Below are 24837 nucleotides of genomic sequence, written 5' to 3'. Positions count from 1 at the left end.
GGCCTGCCTGAACCGTTAGCGGCAGATTAGCGGAAGGATTTGGCATACATCATGCCACCATTCTCCCACAGGGCATTGAGCGTGCCTTCACGTTCCAGGCCCAGAACGCTGTTCGGCCCCACATTGCGTTCATAAATTTCGCCGTAATTACCCACCGACTTGATGATGTTGTAGGCCCAGTCCTTTGACAGGCCAAGACCAACATTCAGGTCGCCTTCAACCCCCAGAATGCGGCGTACAACCGGGCTTTGCGAATTGGCTCGCATGTCATCGACATTGGCCGAGGTAATGCCATATTCCTCTGCCGCGACCATGGCTTCAAAGGTCCATTTCACAACATTGGCCCATTCACTGTCATTTTGTTTCACAGCAAAGGACAGGGCTTCCTTGGAAATGGTTTCGGGCAGAACGACATAATCCGCCGGGTTTGGTGCGGCCGAGCGCTGGGCCGCCAGGCCGGATTTGTCATTGGTCAGCGCATCGCAATTATCGTTGAAAAAGGCGGTGTTACGGACGGCGGAATCATCAAAAACAACGGTTTTCAAATCCAGCCCGTGGGTGCGGCTGTAATCGGCCAGGTTCAGCTCGCTTGAAGTGCCGGTCAAAACACACACGGTGGCCCCTTTCAGGTCCTTGACCGATTTAACCCCCAAATCCTTGCGGACCATAAAGCCCTGGCCGTCATAAAAATAGGTTTCAAGAAAATCAACGCCCTGGCTGCTATCGCGCGACAATGTCCAGGTCATGCCCTTGGACATCATATCGCCTTCGCCACTTTTGATGGTGGTGAAACTTTGCGCCCACTGAACCGGCATGAATTTGACCTTGGTGGCATCGCCAAATACGGCGGCGGCAACGCCCCGGCACATGTCAATATCCATGCCCTGCCATTCGCCATCCTTGTTCAGGCTGTAAAAACCGGGAAAAGAATTGCCGATAACGCAGCTCAGATAGCCGCGCTGTTTCACCTGTTCAAGCGTGGATGCGTTTTCCTGTGCCATCGCCGACGATGCCCCCGCCGCCTGCATCAGGATAACGGCAGCACCGGCTGCCATAACTGTCATCAATTTTTTCATCATCATTCCCTGTATAAAACTTTTATTGTTTTGTCCCCACTGCCCCCGTTTACCGGGCGGCAGGCGATGCCACGACGTCTTGCATTGTCTTTATTTATGCGCCCTGAACCTTTTGACGTTCCGATCCTAGTGTAATCATAACAATAATGGTATTGAATGTTTTTGATGACTCAATAACTTCGGGTTATGCCGATGAATGTAAAACGCCTGCGGATCTTTCACGAGGTATTTGTTACCGGCAGCATCACCCGGGCGGCCGAACGCAGCTTTGTCAGCCAGCCAGCTGCCAGCAAAATGCTCACCAGTTTCGAGGCGGAAATTGGCTATAAACTGTTTGTGCGCAGCAATGGCAAACTCATCCCGACTGACGAGGCGCATTTCCTGCATGACGAAGTCTATTCGCTGCTGCAAAGCCTCAATCATCTGGAAGACAGCCTGAAAACCGCACGCAACAACAAGGCGGGCCGCCTGCGTATTTGCAGCATCTTTGGCCCGACATACCGTTTCCTGCCGCAACTGATTGCCCGGTATGTCGATAAATATCCGGGCGTTCAAATCAGCATGCACCATTCAGGCTGTTCGGTCATCCGTCAGGGCGTGTCCTCCGGCCAATATCAAATCGGCCTGGTGGACAAGGCCCAAAGCTCGTTCAGTCATGAATCGGTGGCGTTTAATCTGCCCTGCAAAATTGCCCTGCACCAGGACCACCCGGCCGCAAAGCTTGATGTTGTTACGCCAGAAGATATCGGAAACAGCCCGTGGGTGACACTGGATTCCGAGAATGTCACCACCAAAACCCTGAAAATGGCCTATGAAAACCGCAACTTGACATTAAACCGCATCATCGAAGTGCATAGCACGGTTCATGCGCTGTCTTTTGTCGAACTTGGTGTTGGCGTGACCCTGGTGGACGCGCTGAACTGCCAGCATTTCAACGACGTCTTCAACATGAAAAATGTCCGGTTACGACCGTTCCGCCCCCGTGTGCTGGAGCCGCTTGAGGTCATTACCTCCAATGTGCGGCCACTTTCCGGTGTTGCGCGCGAATTTCACGAAGGCCTGGTCGAAGAACTCCGGTCCTGCATTCGCACCGCCGAACGCCAGGAAAAATAGCCAACGCCCGTCTGATCAAAACGCAAACCTGACCGATATTGATCAATGTTGATCAATATAAAGCTACAGGCCAACAGACATGTCAGCCATTTGCCGCTTCGGGCGGTTCGGCGATGCGGTGACGTGTCTCGGCACCATGTGCCACCATCATGCGCATGTCATACCCGTTGGGGGTCTGGTGAATGCGCAGGCCAAATTCCGGCAGGATCGCAAATACATGGTCAAAAATATCGGCCTGAATGGCCTCGTATTCCAACCATTTGACCGTGTTGGTAAAGGCATAAATCTCGATTGGCACACCCTCGGGCCCGGCCTGTAACTGGCGGACCATCAATGTCATATCCTGTCGGATGTCAGGATGATTGCGCAAATAAGCCGTCAAATAGGCCCGCAACGTGCCAATATTGGTCAGGCGGCGGCCATTGACCAGCGAGGATAAATCCGCATTGCGGCTATGATTGAATTGTTCGATCTCGGTGATTTTATCATCAAGATACGGGGCGAGTAATTGCCCGCGATAGAGGCGTTTCAAATCACTTTCGGTTAAAAACCGCACACTTGTCGCATCCAGGTTAAAGCTGCGCTTGATCCGCCGCCCACCGGATTCACTCATGCCGCGCCAGTTTTTAAAGGAATCCGAAATCAGGGCATAGGTCGGAATGGTGGTGATTGTATTATCCCAGTTACGCACCTTAACGGTGGTCAGACCAATATCGATAACATCGCCATCCGCCCCATATTTGGGCATTTCCAGCCAGTCGCCCACCGACAGCATGGTATTTGCCGAAAGCTGAATCCCGGCAACAAGACCCAGGATCGGGTCCTTGAACACCAGCATCAAAACCGCTGTCATCGCGCCCAAACCGCTTAGCAGGATCACAGGCGACTGCCCGATCAATATCGACACACTCAACAATCCCGCCAGGATCGAGGCGGCAAGTTTCACCCCCTGAAAAATCCCGCGAATGGGCAAATTGCGCGCCGTTGCGTTAAATCGCAACCCGTCCAGCGCCGTATCAAGCAGCGAATAGAGCGACATTAACGCAAAAAAGATGATCCATAATTCCGATACGGTATAAAGCAGCTCCAGCGGTATCGTACCATCGGCAAGCCATAACCCCGCCTGGATGTGCACAATAATCCCCTGTGCCACAAGCGCGACACGGCCAAACAGGCCATGCCCGACCATCACCTTTTGCCAGTGATGCTGATGACTGCCGCCAATGCCGTCCAGAGCTGGCAGAACCCAGCGGTGCAGCGTGATGTGAATAATCACCGAAATGCCGAAAATCAGCACAAGAACAATCAGAATGGCAAGCAGATCGGCAAATTCATCCAGCGACGGATAAAGCCCCAACAACCATTGCGCCAACTGTTCCTGCATTTTCATCTCCACACAACACGATCAGGCGGAACCCTAATGGAAAGAGTGGCGACATGGCAATGCACAGGATCACGCTATTTCCGGCATTTTGCAGCACTGACAGCAATTGCATGTGTTCAAATCAGGCAATCACGAACGTAAAAACAAAAAGGCGCGCCATCCGCACGCCTTTTGAAGAAACCTTATTCTATACCCTCGCCAATATCCCAAAACAGTCCGGCCATGATTTGCAGGGCTTCGCGGCTCACGCCCTTCAGGATATGTTCGTTCGGGGCGTGCTGGGAACAACCGGCATAGGAATGCGGGATCCACACAGTCGGCATCCCCAGGATATAGGCAAATGTTTCATTGGGCAGCGACCCGCCAAGATTGGGCAGCACGGCGGGTGATTTTCCCGTCGTGCGTTCAAGTGACTCCCGTGCGCGCAGCACCCAGGCATGATCGGGGTCCAGCCGTGTGGCCCGGAAGAAACCCTTTTCCGCCGGGGTAATCACGACATCACCAAAACCATGCGCGTCAAGATGACGGCGCAGGGCAGGCAAAATATCGTCCGGATCCGTGCCAACAACATAACGCAGCTGGCAATGCGCAATCGCGGCCGGGGCAATCGCATTAACCGGTTTTTCGGGGTTGCCGCTTTTCATTGCCAGAATGGCAAAACTGTTCCAGCCATAAACCTTTTCCGCCAGGCTGAGGCTTTCTTCCCCCCAATCCCGATCAATCTTCGGCCCGGTTTCACTTTGGGTAATGGCGCAATCTTCCAGGGCGGTACGAACAGACGCGGTCAAACTGTCCGGCCGCCATTCAGGTACCTGGATCTGCCCCCTTGCATCGGTAATTGTTGCCAGCGCATGGGCCAGTACCACACCCGGATCCTTCAACAAGCCCCCCCAATTGCCGGAATGATGCCCACCTTCCCGGTAATTCAGCGACAGTGAAAAGTTGATCGCCCCGCGTGAGCCCATAAACAGGGTTGGCCGTTCGGCACTCAGGCGCGGTCCATCCGATGCGATTAAAACATCGGCGGCAAACAGGTCGCGATTTTGCTCAAACAACTGTGCCAGCCCCGGCGAACCTGTTTCCTCGCCGGTTTCGATAATCACCTTGCAATTAAAGCCAAGCTTGCCCCGTTCGGCGATCACCGCACGCAGGGCGGCCAGATTAATGCAATGCTGGCCTTTGTTATCGGCTGTTCCACGGCCATAAATGCGGTCATCTTCCACCACAACTTTAAATGGCTCAAGGCCTTCACGCCATTCCCCTTCCTGGGCCAAAATAACGTCGCCATGCCCATAGGTCAGTATGGTGGGCAAATCGTCGCCTTCATGGCGTTCGGCAAACAAAAACGGGCCAAAACCGGTGGACGGGTTTTCCATCACCCGGGTGGAAAATTCCATATCGCGCAACATCGGAATCATTTTTTCGTCGATATAGCGATGCAGTTCCGCTGCCCGTTCGGGATTTTGGCTTTCGCTGGGAATTTCAACAAGCCCTGTTAACTCACGCAGGAAGTCCCCGTCATCAAAATACCGGGTAATACGCTCAATAACCTGTTCACGGCTGGACATTCTCGGCACTTCCTTTCTTTATGCTTTTTCCGCAACGGCATCGCCCCAGGGCGACATGATTTCCGTTGCCCCGCTATTGATATTTCCGTCCCGCGCAACCCCGGCCGGGCAGGCAAAGGCATAGGGAAAGGGCATACGGCGGGTTGTTTTGGTCGGATAATGATTTTGCAAAGCGGTCAATACATTTTCGGGCAGGCTCTGATCGGCAATCACCGTGTCGCCGCCACTGCTGTCGATCCGCTGCTGGTGCATGGCCTCATCCAGGCTCATGCCAAAATCCGTCATAAATGACGTTAACTGCAATACGGCGGGCAAAATCTTGCGGCCGCCCGATGCACCAATGGCGAAACGCCGTTCGCCACTCTCGCCAAGGGCGGGGCAAACATTCATCAGGCAGCGTTTGGACGGAGCCAGGGAGTTTGGTTTGCCTTTTTCCGGGTCAAACCACAAAATGCCGTTATTCATCAAAAGCCCGCTTTTGGGCAAAACCACCTTTGAGCCAAAAATGGACAACAAAGTCTGGGTGACAGCCACCATATTGCCCTCGCGGTCCACCACACTGAAATGCGTGGTGCAAGTTGGCGCGCGATCATCGTTGATGTCGCCCATCTCGGTCAGGCGACGAGCATAGGTTTTGCGCAACGCTTCGGCATAGGCAACATAGGCATCCGGCCCCGGGCGCTCTCCGGTGAAGCTGCGTGTTTTTAACATCGCCAGGCATTCCGCCAGGTTTTCCCCCGCGGTAAATTGCGGCGGCATAAAAACCTTACCCTGGCGATAATCAACCTCCAGCGGATCCTGAATTTCGGCCCGATAGTCACGCAGATCATCCAGGCGCACACACCCGCCCGCATCGTGAATATCGGCAATCATTTCGTGGGCAAGCTCGCCTTCATAAAACTCGCGCGGTCCCTTCTGGGCGAGGCGGCGCAATGTCCCCGCCATAAGCGAAAGATCAATGCGCTTGTCGGAAAGGGCCGTCCAACCGGCAATCGTCGGCCACTGCCCGTCTTCCAGAAACGTTTTCGCCGCCATCGGATTTTTTGCCAGATCACGCGTGCTCGCCGCAATCAGCAGTGCGGCATACCAGTCCACATGCAGGCCTTCATCGGCCAATTGGGCCGCCGGGGCCAGCAAATCGGACCACGACAATTTACCAAATTTCTCATGGACGGCTTCCATCCCGGCAACAGTGCCCGGAACCGCAATCGAAGTTCCGCCAATCTGGTTCCGGTCATCCTTCACATGCGGCCAGGGGAACAAATCACCCGCCGGACCATTGCCAGACAACGGATAATCCGCCGGGTTCAGCCCCGCCGGCGAACGCATGCCGAAATAAACGGTATAAGCCCGGTTTTCCCTGGCACGATAAACCATCATTGCCCCGCCACCGGCCGGGCCGCTCATCCACGGTTCAACCGCCCCCATCGCAAAAGAGGTGGCCACAGCGGCATCCACCGCATCGCCCCCATTGGCAAGGATCGCGGCCCCAACAGCTGCACCCTTTTTATGCTGGGCGGCAACAATGCCACCATTGGCCGATTTGGTGGCAGGTTTGCGAATGACTTGGGAATTGGAAAAACTGTCCATAAAACACTTCTTTGGCAAAGGCCGATCAAGCGCCGACACATGTCACGATCCGGGTATCACGCCCGGATCGCGGCATATGATGTCAGGCATCGGCATAAAGATGACATTCAACACGGCGATGGTCTTCGCGCTTGCAGGGCGGCGCGACAGACTTGCAAACATCCATCACCTTCGCGCAACGCGGATGAAAATGGCAGCCAGACGGCGGATCAATCGGATTAGGGTAAACCGCGCCCAAATGGTTTTCGGGCACCCCAAGCGACGGATCAGGCGTTAAAACCGATTCCAGCAAAGCCGATGTATAGGGATGGCGTGGTTCGGCAAAAAGCGGGGCTGCAGCAGATTCCTCGACCACCCGGCCCAGATACATCACCGCAACCCGGGTTGCCAGATGCTCGATCACTGCAAGATTGTGACTGATGAACAAATAGGTCAGCCCCAGTTCATCGCGCAAATCCACCAGCAAATTAAGAATTTGCGACTGCACCGACACATCAAGGGCCGATGTCGGTTCATCACATATCACAATTTCGGGCTTCATGATCAGCGCGCGCGCAATCGCCACACGCTGGCGCTGCCCGCCCGAAAGCTGATTGGGGAAGCTGCGCAAAACACGTTTGGGCAGACCGACATAATCGAGAATATCAGATGTCTTTTTGTCCCATTCGTGTGCCTCGCCAATTTTATGAACCCGCAAGGGCAGCGAAATGATATCGCCAATGCTTTTGCGCGGATTAAGCGATGAATAAGGGTCCTGGAAAATCGGCTGGATCCGCCGCGCCAGATAGGACCGGTCCTGTGTTTCGATGTTTTTACCATCGACCAGAACCTCGCCGGTCGTCGGCTTTTCAAGCCCCAGCAAAATACGCGCCAGCGTACTTTTACCACAGCCCGATTCCCCGACAAGACCCAGCACTTCGCCCTTATTCAGGCTTAAATCAACCTCATTGACCGCCTTTAACGGCTTTCTTTTGCCAAACATCCCCTGTTTGATCGAAAAAACCTTGGAGACATTTTTCAGTTCAAGAACGGGCGATGTCATGGGCGGCCCTCGCTTTGAATGGCATTTGCGGCCGGTTGCCCGCCTTCATGGACACAGCGATACATATGGCCGCTTTCGCTGACACGCCGTGGAATATCATGGGCGCAAGAACCAATTGCGACATCACAACGCCCGCGAAACGCACAGCCCTGTGTTTCACCAATCAGGGACGGCACAATACCGGGAATGGACCCCAAATGCTCGCCAGGTTTGGTTTTGCCCGGCACAGGGATACAACGCAGCAGGCCACGGGTATAAGGATGCTGGGGCGCGTTAAACACATCGGCGGATTTGCCAGCTTCAACCACCTCGCCCGCATACATGATGGCAACCTTGTCGGCAACACGGGCGACAACCCCCAAATCATGGGTGATCAGGATCATTGCCATATTCATTTCACGCTGAAGGTCCACCAGCAGCCGCAAAATTTGCGCCTGAATGGTCACGTCCAGCGCCGTTGTCGGTTCATCGGCAATGATCAGTTCGGGTTCACCCATCAGGGCCATTGCAATCATCACACGCTGGCGCAACCCACCCGACAATTGATGCGGATATTGCCCAAGGCGGCTGGCCGCTGCGGTGATCCCCACCTTTTCCAGTAATTCAACCGCCCTGGCTTCCGCCGCCTTTTTCCCCACCTTGCGATGAAGCAAAAGGGCTTCGGCCAACTGGTCGCCAATCGTGTAAGCCGGGTTAAGCGACGTCATCGGCTCCTGAAAGATCATCGACATCCGGTCACCGCGCAAACTGCGCATCTGGCGATTTTTTGCTTTCGACAGGTCAATACCGGAAAATTCAAGTTTGGCCGCCCGGCATTGGGCCATTTTGGGCAAAAGCCCCATAATCGCCAGCGAGGTCAGGGATTTGCCGCTGCCCGATTCCCCAACGATACACAGGGTTTCCCCACGCTTGAGGTCAAAATCAATACCGCGCACGGCATGCAAAACGCCACCTGCCAGCGGAATATCGACCTTGAGATCCTCTACAGAGAGAATAGTGCTCATGGTTTCTCTCCTTTCCTAATTGCGGTTTTCGGGGGCCGATACATCGCGCAGGCCATCGCCCATCAGATTGATCGCCAGCACCAGAACAAACAGGGCAATACCGGGAATGGTGATCAGCCACGGTTCAAACAACAGCATCTTTTTCCCTTCGGAAACCATCAGCCCCCAGGACGGGGTTGGCGGCTGAACCCCCAGCCCCAGAAACGACAATGCCGCCTCAAGCAAAATGGCATGGGCCATTTCCAGGGTCACAACCACAATCAGATTGTTCAGAATATTGGGCATGATTTCGCTAAAGATGATGCGCCGGGTGGAACAGCCAATCGCGCGTGCCGCATTGACATATTCCATCGAACGCAATTGCTGGGTGGATGATCGCATCACCACGGCAAAGCGGTCCCACAGCAAAAAGCCCAGCACGAGAATCACAACCTCGAGCGAACCGCCAAACACCGCAACAATCGCCAGCGCCACCAAAACGACCGGCATTGCCAACCGCACATTGATGACGAAAGTGACGATATTGTCGATCTTGCCGCCAAAATAACCGGCGGCAACGCCCATGAAAGTGCCAATCAACCCGGAAATCAGGGCGGCAAAACCACCAATCAGAAGCGAAATGCGCGCGCCATATAACAGACGCGACAGGTAATCCCGGCCCAAATGGTCCGTCCCCAGCGGATGATCCCAGGTTCCCCTGTCATGCCACACAGGCGGCTGCATGCGCGCCATAATGTTCTGGGCATAGGGGTCATGCGGGGCAATAAGAGGTGCCAGAATGGCCACAACAAAAATGACCAGCAGGACAATACCACCCAGCATCAGGCCGCGATGGCCAAAAATACGACCGCGCAGAACCTGGCCGGGGGTTGGGCCACTGAGTGCGGCTTCAACAGTTTCGATTGTTTTTGCCATGTGTCAGCCCACCCTCATGCGCGGATCCAGCCACGCATTCAACAAATCGGAAAGGAAGGTAAATACGATATAGAACAGCGAAAAAATCAGGATCAGGGCCTGCACGGTCGGCAGGTCATTGCGCCCGATGGATTCCCACGCCAGATAGCCAGCACCATGCAGGGCAAAGATCGATTCAACCACAATCGACCCGCCCAGCATAAAGCCCATTTGCACAGCCGAAAGGCTAACCACGGGGATAATCGCGTTGCGCAGCGCATGTTTGAACATGACCCGCATTTCGCCTGCCCCCTTGGCCCTTGCGGTCCGCACATAATCGGCACTTAGAACATCAAGCATCCCTGCCCGCGTCAGGCGCATGATGGCCGGCATCGCGTAATAGCCCAACACCACGGTTGGCATGATGAAATTTTCCCAGCTTTTGGTTCCCGACGGGGGCAAAAGCTGAAATTTGATGCTGAAAATCACGACAAGAACCAGGCCAAACCAGAAACTGGGCATGGCCTGGCCCATGACCGAGATGAACAAAGCCACCCGGTCAATCAGGCTGTTGGGACGGACGGCAGCAGCAACACCCAAAGGTACCGCCGTTAACAAAGCAAAGGAAATGCCGCAAACCCCCAGCGTCATGGTGATCGACAGGCGATCACCAATCAACTGTGCGACAGGCAACTGAAAATAGTAGCTTTCGCCAAAATCACCGCGCAGCGCCTTGAACAGCCAATCGGCATATTGCACGATCAATGGCCGGTCAAACCCGTAATACGCCCGAATGGCGGCAATATCTACATCCGTTGCCCCCTCACCGGCGATCGCGGATGCCGGATCGCCTGACAGATGCAACAAGGTGAAACTCAGCATCGAGACGGCAAGGGCGACCAGCAAGGCCAGCCCCAGCCTTTTGAGTGTAAAAACCAACACCGTCCGTTACCCCATTTCTGGTTCTCGAAAGATTATTTCCAGCTCATCTGGAAGAACCGCGGAATGGCATCCGTGGTCGGCGTAAATTCGAGATCCCTGGTGAAGACATAGTTGGAGTTATATGAGAACAGCGGAGCCCAATAGGCTTCATCGGCAATCCGTTGCAGGGCCTTCTTGTAATATTCCTTGCGCTTTTCCGGATCGATCGAGGAATCTGCTGTATCAAGCCATTCCTTGACCTGTTCGTCATGCGCGGAATCAAGTGAGCCAAGCTTGAAAAACTCGCTGGTAATTGCCGACACGTCGTTGATGGAATAGGAACCCCAGGTCTGGAACGACATCGGCACACCCTGCGACATGCGAAGTTCACGCAAGGCCGAATATTGCAGGAATTTGAAGTTGGTGTTAATGCCAACCGCATTGAGATAGCCCATGATCGCTTCGGCATATTCCCGGTCGCGATAGGCATAAAAATCAACGCTGAAACCATCGGGATATCCCGCCTCGGCCAGCAATTCTTTTGCCTTCGCAGGGTCATAGGGATATTTGGTGACATCGTCGGTACAGCCAAACTGCGACGGGAAGCAGGCCGCATTCACAACCTTGGACTTGCCTTTCAGCATGACCTTTACCAGTGCCTCGCGATCAATGGCATAATTAATCGCCTGACGCACCTTGAGCTTTGTCATCGGGTTGTCTTTGCCGGTTTGTCCCGCGGCATCCATGTCAAGATAGCCAATGCGCATGGTGCTTTCATTGGCAACGGTAAACTGGTCCAATGCCTTAAGGCTTTCTGCCTGATCAGCCGGCACCTGCCAGATCCAGTCCAGCCCGCCGCTAAACAGTTCGGCCGCCTGGGTGTTTACGTCGGGAATGGTGCGAATATCAAGATGGCCGATTTTCGGCTGGCCCTTGGGGCTGTCCTTGAAATAGCCGTCAAATTTTTCCAGCACGAAATGCTTGCCCGGATCAACCGACACAACCTTGTAAGGACCGGTCCCGACCGGGTGTTGTCCCATGCCGCTTGGGCCAACCTCGGCATAATATTTGTGCGGATAAATCGGCACCGGACCGGAAAGATATTCAAACGCGGCCGGGAAAGGTGCCTTCAAATGCAGGCGCACCTTATAGGGGCCAAGCTTTTCCGCACTTTTCATCCAGTTGACATTGCGCTGGGTTTTCACACCGTGTGACGGATCTGCGACCCAGTTTACAGTGTAAACCACGTCATCGGCGGTAAAATCGGCACCATTATGGAACTTCACCCCCTGGCGCAGGGTGAAATCAAGGGTGACGTCATCAACCCATTTCCAGTCGGTGGCGAGGTTGCCCTTATATTCACCGGTTTCCGGGTCGCGATACAGCAGGCTGTCCCAGACAGTGCGCTGCATGATCACGCCTTCGCGGGCCGAATTGAAATAACCGTCGATATTTTCAAGTTCTTTGGTAAAGGCAATATTCAGGGTGTCGTCAGATTTGCCAGCCAGGGCAGGCGTTGCCGCAGCCAGCATGGTCAGGGCGAACAGACTCGCCCCCGTAAGAACCGTCTTCATGATGCCTCCATGACATTTTCTGATTTTAGCCACGATGTTTTTTCATCGTGATATTTTGTATTATATTATGATACAGTATACTGTATATCAATTAACGATAAGTGGCATTGATGAGCCTGTCAACACGACAGAACAATCCAAACGACAAAAACGGGAAACATTCAAAAATGACCGGGCCGGAAAAACCGCGACAAAACACGCTTTATGTTTCGTCATTGGCAAAGGGATTGCGCATTCTCGAGGTGTTCTCGGAAGAACGGCTCGAACTTGGCCTTTCCGAGATCGCACGGGAAACCGGGCTGGATAAAAGTGCGGCCCAGCGTCTGGTCAACACCCTGCATCAACTGGGCTATATCGACAAAAACGCCGAAACCCGGCGCTATCGTCCGGCCCTGAAATATCTTGATATGGCCTATGCCTATTTGTGGTCGGACAATCTGGTCCAGCTTGCCATGCCCCGCCTGATCGAACTCAGCCGCCAGCTTCAGCAAACCATCAATCTCGCCCGCCCGATTGAGCAGCACATCATGTATGTCGTGCGTCTGCCGGGCTACCGGACAAGCTATGGCGCATCCATCATCGGGCGGCGCGTTCCCGCGCTGACCGCCTCGTCGGGGCGCGTTATGCTAAGCCGCCAGGATGAAAACACCATTCGCAAATGCGTCAATGAATGGCCGCTCAAACAATATACCGGCACCACAACCCTGGACCGGCAGGAAATTTTGGACAGCATCCTGCTTGCGCGCGAAAAGGGCTATTGCATGAGCGAACGCCAGGTCCTGCCTGACGAAATAAATGTCGCCGCCCCGATTTGCACCAATGACGGCAAACCGGTTGCCGCCATTCACTGTTCCCTGCCGGTTATTCGCTGGACCCAGGAAAAGGCCGAACAGGAAATCGTCCCCCATATCGTCGAAACCGCCCGCTCGATTTCACCGCCGCGATAAAGCCGGTAAATTCGCCGTAAAAACATCACCCCGGAAGATGCTGTTTGTAATATTTTTCTATCGGGAAAGAGAGAACTGAAGCATGCTCAATCTCATAAGAAAACTATTCCTTGATAGCGATCAGCTTGCTTTAATTGAAAAGCTTAATAAAACACCCGGTCGCGTGCGGGTGGTGGGCCGGGGAACCGTTATCGCAAATCAGGACATGCTGATAGAAAGCCCGCATTATAAACAAGCCATTAAAAACGCGACAAGACTTGTTGCCAAAAGGCACCACATTGCAGGCCCACCGGTATCAAACTGAAACCTTCTCTCGTCACGCCAGCTCAAACCGAATATCCTGTGCGCCCTCCCACAGCGTCATTTTGCCCAGCTTCACCACATCATCGAGATTGCTGGTGATGGTGATAAAGTGATTGCCAGCAAGCTGACCGACCTTTGAGGCAAAATGCACACCGCCATAGGCCAGCAGAATTTCGGTTTCGCTAATTCCGCCGGGATACAGAATGATCTGGCCGGGGGCCGGGTAGCTGGTGTGGTTTTCATAATCAACGCCAAACTGGTAATCCCCCAAGGGCATCCAGACCCCCTCGCCGCTCCAGCGCACATGAACCACCTTGCTGATAAAAGGCAGGCGTTCCACAAAGGCGGCACAGGTTTTGGGTGCGGCTTCGGTTTCCAGTTTGGCATCAAACACAAACGGGCCTGCCGTAATTTTCAGTTTCGTCATTTCCTGTCTTTCAAAATCATATCATCCTGCTGATCCCGTTCATCCTCTGATCCCGTTCGGGGTCCGGCATCAGGGGCGGGCAACCGCGGCTTTATCGCAATCCGTTCCGGCTTTGGCATAACTCAGCCAGCCCAATTGCCAACCGGTTTTATCTGAAACAGGATAATGTTCATAACAAACAGCAGGATCCGTCGATTTGGGCGGCGGATAGGGTGTTGGCGTGTAAGCAGGCCCGGGCAATGTGGCGGGCATATCGGCGCGAAACAAAACCGGTTTGCTTTTACCCGCCGGGTCGGCGAGGCATCGCATATAGGTACCGCGATCGCCCATCATCTCGATCTCTATTTGTCCGTCCTTGTTGGTTCGGGCCGCCACCACGCGGGCGGGCGGCGACGGGTCGGCATTCAGACATCCGGCAACCTGATTATAAATCAGTGGCAAATCATTGGACCAGTCATGGGCCATTGCCGGGCGGTCCGGCATGATCAAAGCGGGCGGCAAGCGGTCGGGGCTTTCCGTTATATCGGGCGGTCCGGTCATCTGACACCCCGCCACACCAACTGCCAACAAAGCCGCAACTGCCATTTGGACTCTGAAAAATTTACTGTCTTCATCCATAAAACCGCACCCCGGATTGTCCGCCAAAACACTTTCAAAACAGATAAGCCACGACGGATGGCAATAATGTGACCGGTTTCAAATAACATTGCAACATACGGTTGCCCGGCAGCCATTGCGAAAAAAACGGCCTGTTTCCGGTATGTTGAGAATTTGAAAATCACGCCAGAAACCAAAGGGATATGCGGGGGTTTTGGGTCATGACAAAAAACATTTTCCCGCATGAAAAAAACCGCTTGCACAACAGATAAAACAGGCGTAAATCCCGGCTTGCCCAAAGTCGCACGTGCCTGTGGTGGTCCTGATCAGGAACCCTGTAGGACTTACTTAAAGCAACGACGGTGTAGGGCTTTTTTGGTCTCCAGCGGTTGTCCAAATACCGCAGACACTAAAGAGGCACACCATCATTGCCCGCCGTGCGGAATGGCATCTTCCATTCTTATATCGAGGCAAAATTCGCGAACCGGATCATCCGTGTTCACGTCTGGCATTCCGATAGACCGCATTCTGCGCCTCCACCGCGTCAGGGTGCATCAGGTGTCGCTATGCCGCTTTCAAAGTGGAATGGGAGAACGCCCCCATGGCAACGCAGCGTATTATTGATTTCCTCGCCCAGAACCGACCGGAAGGTCCGTGCCTTGTTGTTGACCTTGACGTGGTTCAGCGCAACTACGAAACCTTTACCCGTGCCCTGCCTGATTCCCGCATTTTCTATGCGGTGAAGGCAAACCCGGCACCGGAAGTTCTGAGCCTTCTGGCCGACCTCGGCAGCAATTTCGACACCGCCTCCGTGCCGGAAATCGAAATGGCGATGGCCGCTGGCGCCACCCCGGAACGCATTTCATTTGGCAACACCATCAAAAAAGAACGTGACATCGCACGTGCCTACGAAATGGGTGTACGCCTGTTCGCCGTGGATTGCGTCGAAGAAGTTGAAAAAATTGCCCGTGTTGCCCCGGCGTCACGTGTTTTCTGCCGCATCCTGACCGATGGCGCCGGTGCCGAATGGCCGCTGTCGCGCAAATTTGGCTGCGCACCGACCATGGCGCTTGAAGTACTGCAACATGCCCATCACCTGGGCCTGGATGCTTACGGCGTCTCCTTCCATGTGGGTTCGCAGCAGTGCAACTTGGATGCCTGGAACACAGCCCTTGCCGAAGCCTCGATGATTTTCCGCACCCTGGCGGAAAAAGGCATTGTGCTGCGTATGGTCAATATGGGGGGTGGTTTCCCGACCCGTTACCTGCGCGACATTCCGGCAACCGAAGCCTATGGTACTGCCATTATTGATGCCCTGCACACCCATTTTGGCAACCACATGCCCGAAACCATTATCGAACCGGGCCGTGGCATGGTTGGTGATGCCGGCGTGATCAAGGCCGAAGTCGTACTGATTTCGCGCAAACACGAAGATGACCCGGTGCGCTGGGTTTATCTGGATATTGGCAAATTCGGCGGCCTTGCCGAAACCATGGACGAAGCCATTCGTTACCCCATCACCACGATCCATGATGGCGGCGATGTGGCCCCGTGTGTTCTGGCCGGTCCGACCTGCGATTCAGCCGACGTGCTGTATGAAAAGAAACCCTACGATCTGCCGATTGCCCTGACGATTGGTGACGAGGTTCTGATCGAAGCAACCGGTGCCTATACCACGACTTATGCGTCGGTGGCGTTTAACGGCTTTTCGCCGCTTGCCGCCTATATCATCTAGGCACACGTCAATGATCGTGATTGATCGCGAAGGTGCCTGGTCCCACATCGAACGGGAAAAGCTGCTTGATCGCGTGATGGGACCGGACCGGTTTAAAAAATCGTCCGAACGGATCCGTGCGGGCCGTTTACCGGCCGAAGGGTTGGCCTTTGTTGCCCATGACGGCAAACACATGATCGGTACTGTCCGGTTATGGAATGTCGATGCGGGCAATGCGGGTTCCGCCCTGATGCTGGGCCCGCTTGCGGTAGAAAAGGCCTATAATGGTTCCGGTGTCGGGGCCGGTTTGATGTACGCTGCCATCAATGCCGCCTGTGATGCCGGCCATCGGGCCATTCTGCTGGTCGGGGATCCTCAATATTATGCCCGGTTCGGCTTTCAAGCCGCACCGGCAGCGGGCCTGGCGATGCCCGGTTATTTTGACCGGCACCGTTTTTTAGGGCTTAACCTTGGTGAAGATGTTCTGGCCGGGACCAGTGGCGTTCTGCGCCCGACCGGACGTTACCAAACCCATTAAGCCCACATAAACTGCACCGCCATTCCACAAACGACAAAGCCCCGCCAGCGATGACGGGGCTTTGTCTGTTTTATTTACTTAGATGTCCTCAAAGTGCATCTTTCAAGCTTCAGCTTTCGCAGGCATTTCGCGACAGCCAGCCAATGAACACTCCGTTTTTCATCAGCTTTTTATGCTGATAACAGGCATCCGGGGGGTAGGCCCCCGCCGCCGGGGTAAACAGTACATCGCGTTCACCGGGTAACACATTGGTTGGTCCTTCAACCGCCTCGACATGAATGTCCCCCAAGCCGGTTGACGGGGCCAGGCAGTCATAGCGTCCACCATTAATGTTAACCGTGCGCACACCGACCATGCCGTGGTTCATCGGCCAGGCTTTCAATACCGATGGCAGATCCCCCACCGGGCGGGCCAGGCACGCCTTGATGGCTGGCATCAAATCATCAAAATAACGCGTCCATTCGCTGTTTCCGCCTTGCATCAATGATTTAACCGTCACCGTCGGGAAATCCCCCGGGGCCAGGGCCAGCCCGGCAATTTCGGCCGAAACGGTACAGCCGGTTTCCTTGCCATCGGCCAGGGTTTTCCAGGTGGCGTTTTTGCCTTTGCCCTGCATTTCGTAATCGTCATTGGCGTATAAAAAGCCCGATGCCGAACGTTTTTCCGGCAGGAAAATCGGCTCGCGCCCCAAAAACTCGATGCGCACCTGGTCTTTATCGGTATCAAAGGTCGCATAAAACCGGGACTGGTCATCACAGACAAAGGTCTGGCGACCTTCGGGCTCGGCCATGGCCGTTGCCGCAAGCTCGGTTTTAAGGCGGGTCAGCACCAGTTTTGTCTGGGTTTGCGCACTGCTGATTTCATGTTTATCGGGCGCACTGATTTCACCATTCATCTGCTTTTCGCCGGTTTTGTATTTCCCGTTGGCAAAATCCAGCACCAGGCGATAATCCAGGCTGCCCCAATGCGCCGCAGCCTTCGTGGCCGTCGCGCCAAAAACATCGCGGCTTGCCTTTTCGTCAAATCGCAGCAAAGCCCCCTTGCTGAAATAAAACGATATGTCCGATGTTCCGTAATCACCCAGATCACGGCTCTGGCGGATCAAAACCGGGGTGCCATCCTCTTGCACATAGGCCTCAAAACCGCGTGCTCCGTCATCGCTGGCATGTGCGCCAACAACATGGCGGTATTGCCCAAGGCTTTGGTCAATTTTTGCCACCCGTTTATCCATTGCCGATTTCTGCTTTTCGTGCGCGGCATCAACCGGGGTCTGCCAGGGCAAACGCACCACCTCGATGCTGACGGCATCGGGGTTGCCTTCGGTTAATACGGGGTAGGAAACCTCGTTGCGGAACAGCTTTTTGCCTTTGCCATCCGAAATCACCGCCTCGAGCACATAACGGTGTGCGGCATCAATGTCGTTTGACTGATAGGGCAATTCAAAGGCCATTGGCGGCGCACCCGCCGGCCGGGAAACCGCCGCCACCTCGCTGGCCGGAGCATCGGCGCGCGATACATCCAGCAGCCTGACCGTCATCATCCAGGATGGTTCGGTTGCCACCTTTTCCCGATAGGAAACCGTACCGGCAATTGTTTCTGTATGTGGCATTGAAAACGCGCAGGCGGCAACCGATGAAAGGGCCGCCAGCACCATAACAATGCGCACCTTCCCCCAGCGAAAAGGTGAGATCTTCATTTTTTCCTCGGATTTGCTCGTTCTTTTAGACCCGCCCCTTATGGTGATCGCAAAAGAGCAGAAAACCAAGGCCAAAAAAGCGAAATTTCATAACTTTTCTAAAACATTACAAAAATGCCACGCACTGGTCCCCGCCCCTTTTTGACCTGTCGCCGCACACGAAAACATCCAGCCACCCCCTTCAATCTATCCGGCAAAACGGTGGCACGGTGCCCCGGCAATTTCGGTTTCAATCGCAAGAAGCGCACCTTCAAGCGGGCGGGTGCCATCCGTATCATCCGCCGCCGAGGTAATATACAATGTTGTCATATTAGGTCCGCCAAAAACACAACTGGTCGGGTTGGTGACAGGCAGGTCAATAATCCGGTCCACCGCCCCCGCGGGGTTAAAGCGAATAATGCACGACCCGCCATAACGGGCATTCCAGATAAACCCGTCACAATCCATCGCCGATCCGTCCATGCCGCCCCGGCCCTCCACCGAACAAAACAGTTTCGGGTTGCCAATCGTGCCGGTTGTCATGTCAAAATCATAAACATCCATACGGTTGGCCAGTGTATCGCCAAAAAACATTCTGGTGCCATCGTGCGACCACAGCATCGTATTGGAAATGCCGATATTTTCGCCAAACCGGGTGACGGTGCCATCGGCATCAATGCGGTTGAGCGTGCCGCTATGTTCGGTAATGGCAAGGCCTTCGCCCTTCGGGCCGATATTGTTTTGCATGGTGCCCAGCCAGAAACGCCCTGCCGGGTCCACCCGCGCCTCGTTGGAGCGATTCTGCGCATGATCCGCATCGGGTGCCACAAACGGCGTAACCTCGCCGGTTTGCGGGTCAAAAAAGGCCAGTTCGTTGTGCAAGGCCACCAGAAACCCGCCATTTCGCCGGGGGACAATGGCCGAAATCAGACTGTCAAACGTCCATTTCTGAAAATCGTTTTGCGCCGGTTTCCAGGCAAACGCCGCCTTGCCGATAATATCAACCCAATACAGGGTTTGGGTGGGCTGGTCCCAAAACGGGCCTTCACCAAGCTGGCAGCGCAAATCGGGCAATGGCGTTTGAATGTCGGTCATGACGTTCCCCTGACTGTTCATTTTATGCTGGCACAGTATCGCCATTAACCTATGGCAACACGCCGACCTTGCAAGGTTACGGCCCGGCACAGTTTCATTAAATTTATTGCTAGCGCGCTGCCGCAAAGATGAAAAGCCATAAAATAAGATAAACCGGTTTTTCCCGACGCACCAAACCGCCGCCGCGTCACCGCCACCGCAGCCGCCTTCTGCAATCGCAACTCGGTTGCATTTACATTAGGTTATTGATAAGCATTCTCACAAATTTGCTGACGGACGGTATCACGACCCTTTTGGCGGGTCGGGTTCTGCCCCAACCGGATTCATAATGCGATGTTTGACTTAAAGGATGTTGGTTTTCGCACGGAAGGCAAAACCGCCAAGTCCCTGCTATCGGGCATTACGGTTTCGTTTCCGACGCGGGCCTTTTCGGCAATTGTCGGCCATAACGGGTCGGGCAAAAGCACGCTGCTGAAAATCCTGGCCCGCAAATATCGCCAGTTTGACGGCAATATTCAGATGGGCGGCATCGCGCTGGAAGACCGCTCCATCCGTGATTTTGCACGCGAGGTCGCCTATCTGCCGCAAAACCCGACCGTGCCCCCGCACCTGACCGTGCGCGAACTGGTCGGGTTTGGCCGGTATCCCTGGCGCGGCGCCTTTGGGCGCTATCGCGCGGATGACTATGAAAAAATCGATCAGGCAATGGCCCTGACCCATGTCGATGATATTGCAACCCGCCTTGTTGCCAGCCTTTCCGGTGGTGAACGCCAGCGCGTGTGGCTGGCGATGCTGCTGGCACAGGATGCGCCGGTTTTGTTGCTCGATGAACCGACAAGCGCGCTCGATGTCGGCCATCAGCGCGACATTCTGCATCTTGTATCGGACCTGAAAAATACGATCGGCCTCACGGTTATTGCCGTTTTGCACGATATCGACATGGTGGGGCGTTTTGCCGATCACATTCTGGCCCTGCGACACGGGAAAACCTGCTGGCAGGGAACGGCACACAATTTCATGCAGGCCGAAACCCTTGGCAAAATCTATGACGCCGATATTGGCGTTATCCCCGTGCCGCATTCCAACATTTCCGTAAGCTATATCGCATAGAGGCATCCCATGCGCCGTCTGTTATCCCTTGCCGTTTCTGCCTTATGCTGTATCGCGGGCTTCACCCACCCGGCCCTGGCACAGGGCAAAACCTATCAGCATGAAATGGGCAGTGTCAGTTTTGACACCCCGCCAACCCGCATTGCCGTGACCAACTGGTCGCTGACAGAAACGGTCATTGCCCTGGGGCTGGACCCGGTCGCGATTGCCGACCCGGATGGTTATTACAAATGGGTGGTCACGCCCGACCTGCCGAAAGATTTTGTCGATATCGGGCAGCGTCAATCGCCCAATATGGAAGCTCTGCGCAAGGCAAAACCGGACCTGATTTTGATCAGCGGGCAATTATCAATGGCCTATGATGCCTTTTCGGAAATTGCCCCGACTATGGTCATATCGACCTACAATAATGGCCTGCCCGCCCTTGAAAGCCTGCGCAAGGCCACCCTGCAGATTGCCGATATCACCGGACGGGAGGACCGCGCCCGGGAAATCCTGCAACAGGTGGACAAAACCCTTGCCACAGACGGTGCGCGGATCCGCGCGGCTTTGGGGGCGGATCAAAAAATTGCAGTCATCCGCATTAATTCCGATGCCCAGATCAATATTTTCGGTCCGCCCTCCCTGCCCAATACGGTATTGGCGGCAATGAATATTCCAACCGCCTATGATGGACAGACCAATGGCTGGGGCTTTGCGCGCGGCGGGCTGGAACGTCTGGCCCCCTTTGCCAATGATGTGGTCGCCTATATCGAACCAACCCCCGCCCCGGTACGGCAGCGCATTCTCAATTCGCCACTGTGGAAAATGCAGGGTTTTGCCCGACAAAACCGGGTTTATCAGGTACCCCCCGTCTGGACCTATGGCGGGCTGTATTCGGCCATGCGTTTTGCCGACCTGCTGGCAACCGAAATTGAAAACGGCCCGCATCAATGACCCTGCGCCCGGCCCGCACCGCCACCCTGATACCGGCGTTATTCATCCTTCTGGCAATCGTCAGCCTGATGATCGATCTGGTGCCCTTCGCCCGACATGGCACGGCCTGGCAGGCGCTGTTTGCGCCCGATGAAACCCGTTTTGATCAGATTTTCTATCATTTCAGCACCCTGCCCCGCACGGTTATGGCCTTTATGTGCGGTGCCGGGCTGGCGGTGGCCGGTGCCGCCATCCAGACCATTTTCCGCAACCCGCTGGCATCCCCGGTTACACTGGGTGTAGGGGCAGGTGTGGAACTGACATTAACGGTTTTTCTGGTTCTGGCCCCGGCATCGCTGGCGGGCTGGCAGGACCTGTTCACACTGGCCGGTGGCATGGGGGCACTGGGCATTGTTTATCTGATTGCATCGGGGCGCAGCAATGCGTCGCTGTGGCTTATTCTTGCGGGCATGATTGTGAACCTGCTGTTGCATTCGGCAACGCAGATTTTCATTCTGTTTAACCAGCAATTTCTTGATTCCGTTTTTATGTGGGGGGCGGGCGACCTCGCGCAAAATGGCTGGGACAGTACGCTTCACCTTGCCCCGCGGCTGGTGATCGCCATTCTGGCCGTTCTTGCGCTTGTGCGTCCGCTCGATATTCTTGCCCTGGGGGATGACACGGCCAATTCCCTGGGCGCACCGGTCAAATGGCTGCGGCTGGGCATCCTTGCCATTGCGGTTTTCATCACCGCCAGCATCATTTCCACCGTCGGCATGATCGGTTTTATCGGCCTTGCCGTGCCTGCAACCCTGCGATTTGTCGGCTACACCCGGTCCCGGCCATTACTGATCATGTCGTTTCTGGTGGGCGGTTGCGGCCTGATGATCATTGATTATGTCATGCGGCAATTCGCGGCAACGGGCGGCGATATTTTCCCCACCGGGGCGGCCACCGCACTTATTGGCGCGCCCTTTGTCATTCTTATTTTGCGCAAGGCGCGCATCATGCCCGATGGCAATGCCAACCGGCAGGATCATCCCGTCGAATACAAAATCGCCTCGCGTCATATCCTGCTAAGCGGGCTGCTGGTATTTCTTGTTACGGGCCTTGTCACCTCGCTTCTGCTGTCGCTGGATGGCAGCGGTCATCTGGTTTTAACCTCGCTTGACGATCTTTTTGCCTTTACCAGCACAATTGGCAACCGCACCCAGCGCAGCCTTGCCGCGATTGTGTGCGGGGCCGCCCTTGCCGTTTCCGGCACACTGATTCAGCGGGTTGGCCATAACCCGATGGCAAGCCCGGAAATTACCGGTGTCAGTTCGGCAACCGCCCTGACCATGATTGTTGCGATGGTTTATTTTGGCTTTGAAGGGCGCAGCGACCTGATGCTGATTGGCGCGCTTGGCGGAATCATCGCCCTGTTTGTTCTGCTGGCATTATGTCGCAATTTCAACCATGCTCCCCATTATCTGCTGTTAAACGGCCTTGCCCTGACGGCGATTTTGGGCTCGGTCGTGCGCATTGCGCTTACCCATAGCGGCACAAAGGCCTCCATGCTGATTTCCTGGCTGGCGGGCACCACCTATTTTACCCGGCTTGATGAAATCATTACGGTTGCCATCATTACCGCCATTCTTTCGGCCCTTGTCCTGCTGGCGCGTCGCCCGCTGGAACTGGCCTCGATGGGGGCGGACCAGGCGGTATCACTGGGTCTTGGCATTTCGGCCTTCCGCATTGCCATGATGGCGGGGGCGGCCATTCTGGCGGCTGTTTCCACCCTGCTGGTCGGGCCGCTCAGTTTTGTGGGTTTGATGGCGCCGCATCTGGCACGCATTGCCGGTTTTCGGCTGGCCGGGACGCATTTGCTGGGGGCCATTTTAATCGGGGCGAATGTCATGATGGTGGCGGAATGGCTGGCGCGCAACATGCTTTATCCGCAACAGCTTCCCACCGGGCTGATCGCCGCCCTTATTGGCACGGCCTATTTTCTGGTTCTTTCTGCACGGCGTTCATAACCATCATCAAACCTGTTGCGACACATGTTGAGGCGCACAACCCCGGCCAAGCGCCATCAACCCGTCGGCATTGCTGACAACAACATGTTTGCGACGGCTTTTGACCAGTCCTTTCTTTTCCCAGGCACTTAACAGGCGGCTGATGGTGTGCAGGGTGGTGGCCGTCATTTCCGACAGGTCCTGCCGGGTGATGGAAAAATCCACCTCGATTCCGTCTTTGACCTTGCGCCCGGTCTGGTCAACCAGGCGCAACAATGTATTGGCAACGCGCTGTTCAACCTGCTGGGTGGCCATTTCCACCACCCGCATATTGATTTCCCCCAGTCGCTGACCAACAATCTTGTAGGTTTCCGAGGAAAATCCTTCATATTCGCGCACAAAATGGTCCCACAGGGTGGTCGGCCAGCTCAGGATAATCGCTTCGGAAGCGGTTAGCGCCGTTGCCGGATAGGTATCGCGGCCAATGGCCCGGGCAATGCCAAAAAGCTGCCCGCTGGGGATATGCAGCGATATAACCTGTTCGCCCGCCGCCGTAATACGCAACACGCGAATATACCCGTCAAGCAACATGTAAAACCGTTCAGCCGGGTCGCCCTCGCGAAAAACAGTCACACCCTCCGCACAGCGCCGGGCGGTCGCGTGATCGAGAATGTCGCGAATCTGGGAATCCTTTAGCCGCGAAAAGGGCGGAATATGTGTCAGCAGGCTTTCATCAAGCCTTGCCAGTGACTTGTGTTCGCTTTGGTTTTCCATCCCCTTACTGGTCCCCTTGCCTTCATAAAACAGTGATCCCCCGGATTCCGTCCGAAGGTTGCGCTAGCGCAAAGTTTATATCGGCCAGTCACGTATTTTCACCCAGACAAATCAAAAATTGAAGGGGATTTGAAAATGTTCCGGACAATCGCATCGGCACTGGTTTTTGCCACCCTGTTTGGCACAACCGCAATGGCGGAAACATTTGAAGTCAAAATGCTGAATAAAAGCGGCGATCAGGTCATGGTTTTTGAACCCGACCATCTGCGCCTTGCACCCGGCGACAGTGTAAAATTTGTTCCGACCGACAAAGGCCACAATGCCGAAACCATCAAGGATCGCATTCCCCAGGGGGCGGAACCCTTTGCCGGCAAAATCGGCAAGGAAATCGACGTTACCTTCAATACCGAAGGCTTCTATGCCATTGAATGCAAACCGCATTACGCGATGGGCATGGTCATGACCATTGTTGTTGGCGATGCGCCCAAAGCCCCGGAAAGCTTCCTGGAAGGCCGCGTCCCGCCCAAGGCCAAAGCCCGTTTTGAAGAACAGCTCTCAAAGCTTTGATCCTTCCGCAAT

Annotated in this window: 24 protein-coding genes; 9 read left to right on the top strand and 15 right to left on the bottom strand. The window is 54.8% G+C overall.

Features of this window, described 5'->3' with window-relative positions; all coding sequences use genetic code 11:
* Positions 1 to 26: 26 nt before the first annotated feature.
* The gene (locus TH25_RS10160) at positions 27 to 1064 is read right to left on the bottom strand and encodes an amino acid ABC transporter substrate-binding protein (protein ID WP_258549110.1); all 1038 of its coding nucleotides are present in this window, start codon (positions 1062 to 1064) and stop codon (positions 27 to 29) included.
* A gap of 204 nt (positions 1065 to 1268) precedes the next feature.
* On the opposite strand from TH25_RS10160, the gene TH25_RS10155 reads away from it, so the two are divergent.
* Positions 1269 to 2189, top strand: coding sequence for a LysR family transcriptional regulator (locus TH25_RS10155; protein ID WP_114088321.1), 921 nt, complete (start codon positions 1269 to 1271; stop codon positions 2187 to 2189).
* 82 nt (positions 2190 to 2271) lie between these two features.
* On the opposite strand, the gene TH25_RS10150 is transcribed toward TH25_RS10155, so the two are convergent.
* From TH25_RS10150 to TH25_RS10115, 8 genes are all read right to left on the bottom strand, one after another.
* Positions 2272 to 3573, bottom strand: a complete 1302-nt coding sequence (locus TH25_RS10150; RefSeq protein ID WP_114088320.1) for a mechanosensitive ion channel family protein — start codon at positions 3571 to 3573, stop codon at positions 2272 to 2274.
* A gap of 182 nt (positions 3574 to 3755) precedes the next feature.
* Complete coding sequence (locus TH25_RS10145) at positions 3756 to 5141, bottom strand: M20 family metallopeptidase (protein WP_114088319.1); 1386 nt, start codon at positions 5139 to 5141, stop codon at positions 3756 to 3758.
* Between the two features lie 18 nt (positions 5142 to 5159).
* A complete protein-coding gene (locus TH25_RS10140; protein WP_114088318.1) occupies positions 5160 to 6731 on the bottom strand; it encodes a gamma-glutamyltransferase family protein in 1572 nt (523 codons plus the stop codon).
* A gap of 82 nt (positions 6732 to 6813) precedes the next feature.
* Positions 6814 to 7773, bottom strand: coding sequence for an ABC transporter ATP-binding protein (locus TH25_RS10135; RefSeq protein ID WP_114088317.1), 960 nt, complete (start codon positions 7771 to 7773; stop codon positions 6814 to 6816).
* Complete coding sequence (locus TH25_RS10130) at positions 7770 to 8777, bottom strand: ABC transporter ATP-binding protein (RefSeq protein ID WP_114088316.1); 1008 nt, start codon at positions 8775 to 8777, stop codon at positions 7770 to 7772. Before TH25_RS10130 ends, TH25_RS10135 begins: the two co-directional genes overlap by 4 nt.
* 15 nt (positions 8778 to 8792) lie before the next feature.
* On the bottom strand, positions 8793 to 9692 hold the full coding sequence (locus TH25_RS10125; RefSeq protein WP_114088315.1) for an ABC transporter permease: 900 nt from the start codon (positions 9690 to 9692) through the stop codon (positions 8793 to 8795).
* 3 nt (positions 9693 to 9695) lie between these two features.
* On the bottom strand, positions 9696 to 10613 hold the full coding sequence (locus TH25_RS10120; RefSeq protein ID WP_114088314.1) for an ABC transporter permease: 918 nt from the start codon (positions 10611 to 10613) through the stop codon (positions 9696 to 9698).
* A 32-nt stretch (positions 10614 to 10645) separates the two neighbouring features.
* Complete coding sequence (locus TH25_RS10115) at positions 10646 to 12166, bottom strand: ABC transporter substrate-binding protein (protein ID WP_114088313.1); 1521 nt, start codon at positions 12164 to 12166, stop codon at positions 10646 to 10648.
* 167 nt (positions 12167 to 12333) lie between these two features.
* On the opposite strand from TH25_RS10115, the gene TH25_RS10110 reads away from it, so the two are divergent.
* Together TH25_RS10110 and TH25_RS10105 are read left to right on the top strand one after the other, a co-directional pair.
* Positions 12334 to 13113, top strand: coding sequence for an IclR family transcriptional regulator (locus TH25_RS10110; RefSeq protein WP_114088312.1), 780 nt, complete (start codon positions 12334 to 12336; stop codon positions 13111 to 13113).
* 82 nt (positions 13114 to 13195) lie between these two features.
* Positions 13196 to 13417: a hypothetical protein gene (locus TH25_RS10105; protein WP_114088311.1), complete on the top strand. Its 222-nt coding sequence runs from the start codon at positions 13196 to 13198 to the stop codon at positions 13415 to 13417.
* A 12-nt stretch (positions 13418 to 13429) separates the two neighbouring features.
* On the opposite strand, the gene TH25_RS10100 is transcribed toward TH25_RS10105, so the two are convergent.
* From TH25_RS10100 to TH25_RS10090, 3 genes are all read right to left on the bottom strand, one after another.
* Positions 13430 to 13843, bottom strand: a complete 414-nt coding sequence (locus TH25_RS10100; RefSeq protein WP_114088310.1) for a DUF3830 family protein — start codon at positions 13841 to 13843, stop codon at positions 13430 to 13432.
* Between the two features lie 69 nt (positions 13844 to 13912).
* Positions 13913 to 14383: a hypothetical protein gene (locus TH25_RS10095; RefSeq protein ID WP_114088309.1), complete on the bottom strand. Its 471-nt coding sequence runs from the start codon at positions 14381 to 14383 to the stop codon at positions 13913 to 13915.
* A complete protein-coding gene (locus tag TH25_RS10090; protein ID WP_114088308.1) occupies positions 14380 to 14739 on the bottom strand; it encodes a hypothetical protein in 360 nt (119 codons plus the stop codon). Before TH25_RS10090 ends, TH25_RS10095 begins: the two co-directional genes overlap by 4 nt.
* A gap of 302 nt (positions 14740 to 15041) precedes the next feature.
* Here TH25_RS10090 and TH25_RS10085 point away from each other — a divergent pair, with 302 nt between their 5' ends.
* Together TH25_RS10085 and TH25_RS10080 are read left to right on the top strand one after the other, a co-directional pair.
* Positions 15042 to 16175 (top strand): type III PLP-dependent enzyme, encoded by a 1134-nt coding sequence (locus TH25_RS10085; RefSeq protein ID WP_114088307.1) that lies wholly within the window; start codon positions 15042 to 15044, stop codon positions 16173 to 16175.
* A gap of 10 nt (positions 16176 to 16185) precedes the next feature.
* Positions 16186 to 16692, top strand: a complete 507-nt coding sequence (locus TH25_RS10080) for a GNAT family N-acetyltransferase (RefSeq protein ID WP_114088306.1) — start codon at positions 16186 to 16188, stop codon at positions 16690 to 16692.
* Positions 16693 to 16801: 109 nt separating this feature from the next.
* On the opposite strand, the gene TH25_RS10075 is transcribed toward TH25_RS10080, so the two are convergent.
* Together TH25_RS10075 and TH25_RS10070 are read right to left on the bottom strand one after the other, a co-directional pair.
* A complete protein-coding gene (locus TH25_RS10075) occupies positions 16802 to 18388 on the bottom strand; it encodes a YbaY family lipoprotein (protein WP_114088305.1) in 1587 nt (528 codons plus the stop codon).
* Between the two features lie 186 nt (positions 18389 to 18574).
* On the bottom strand, positions 18575 to 19462 hold the full coding sequence (locus TH25_RS10070; RefSeq protein WP_114088304.1) for an SMP-30/gluconolactonase/LRE family protein: 888 nt from the start codon (positions 19460 to 19462) through the stop codon (positions 18575 to 18577).
* A gap of 333 nt (positions 19463 to 19795) precedes the next feature.
* Between TH25_RS10070 and TH25_RS10065 the strand changes: the two genes are divergently transcribed.
* The 3 genes from TH25_RS10065 to fhuB are packed head-to-tail and all read left to right on the top strand — an operon-like array spanning position 19796 to position 23505.
* Positions 19796 to 20572, top strand: coding sequence for an ABC transporter ATP-binding protein (locus TH25_RS10065; RefSeq protein WP_114088303.1), 777 nt, complete (start codon positions 19796 to 19798; stop codon positions 20570 to 20572).
* Positions 20573 to 20581: 9 nt separating this feature from the next.
* Positions 20582 to 21508, top strand: coding sequence for an ABC transporter substrate-binding protein (locus TH25_RS10060; protein WP_114088302.1), 927 nt, complete (start codon positions 20582 to 20584; stop codon positions 21506 to 21508).
* Positions 21505 to 23505, top strand: coding sequence for a Fe(3+)-hydroxamate ABC transporter permease FhuB (gene fhuB / locus TH25_RS10055; protein ID WP_114088301.1), 2001 nt, complete (start codon positions 21505 to 21507; stop codon positions 23503 to 23505). The genes TH25_RS10060 and fhuB overlap by 4 nt, the downstream gene beginning before the upstream one ends.
* Positions 23506 to 23511: 6 nt before the next feature.
* Here fhuB and TH25_RS10050 read toward each other — a convergent pair whose 3' ends face one another.
* Complete coding sequence (locus TH25_RS10050) at positions 23512 to 24258, bottom strand: Crp/Fnr family transcriptional regulator (RefSeq protein ID WP_220151380.1); 747 nt, start codon at positions 24256 to 24258, stop codon at positions 23512 to 23514.
* A 135-nt stretch (positions 24259 to 24393) separates the two neighbouring features.
* Between TH25_RS10050 and TH25_RS10045 the strand changes: the two genes are divergently transcribed.
* Positions 24394 to 24825: a pseudoazurin gene (locus tag TH25_RS10045; protein WP_114088300.1), complete on the top strand. Its 432-nt coding sequence runs from the start codon at positions 24394 to 24396 to the stop codon at positions 24823 to 24825.
* Positions 24826 to 24837: the final 12 nt, after the last annotated feature.

Origin of the sequence: Thalassospira profundimaris (assembly GCF_003326755.1) — a bacterium.
Lineage (GTDB): Bacteria > Pseudomonadota > Alphaproteobacteria > Rhodospirillales > Thalassospiraceae > Thalassospira > Thalassospira profundimaris_B.
This window is presented reverse-complemented; position numbering and strand designations above follow the sequence as displayed.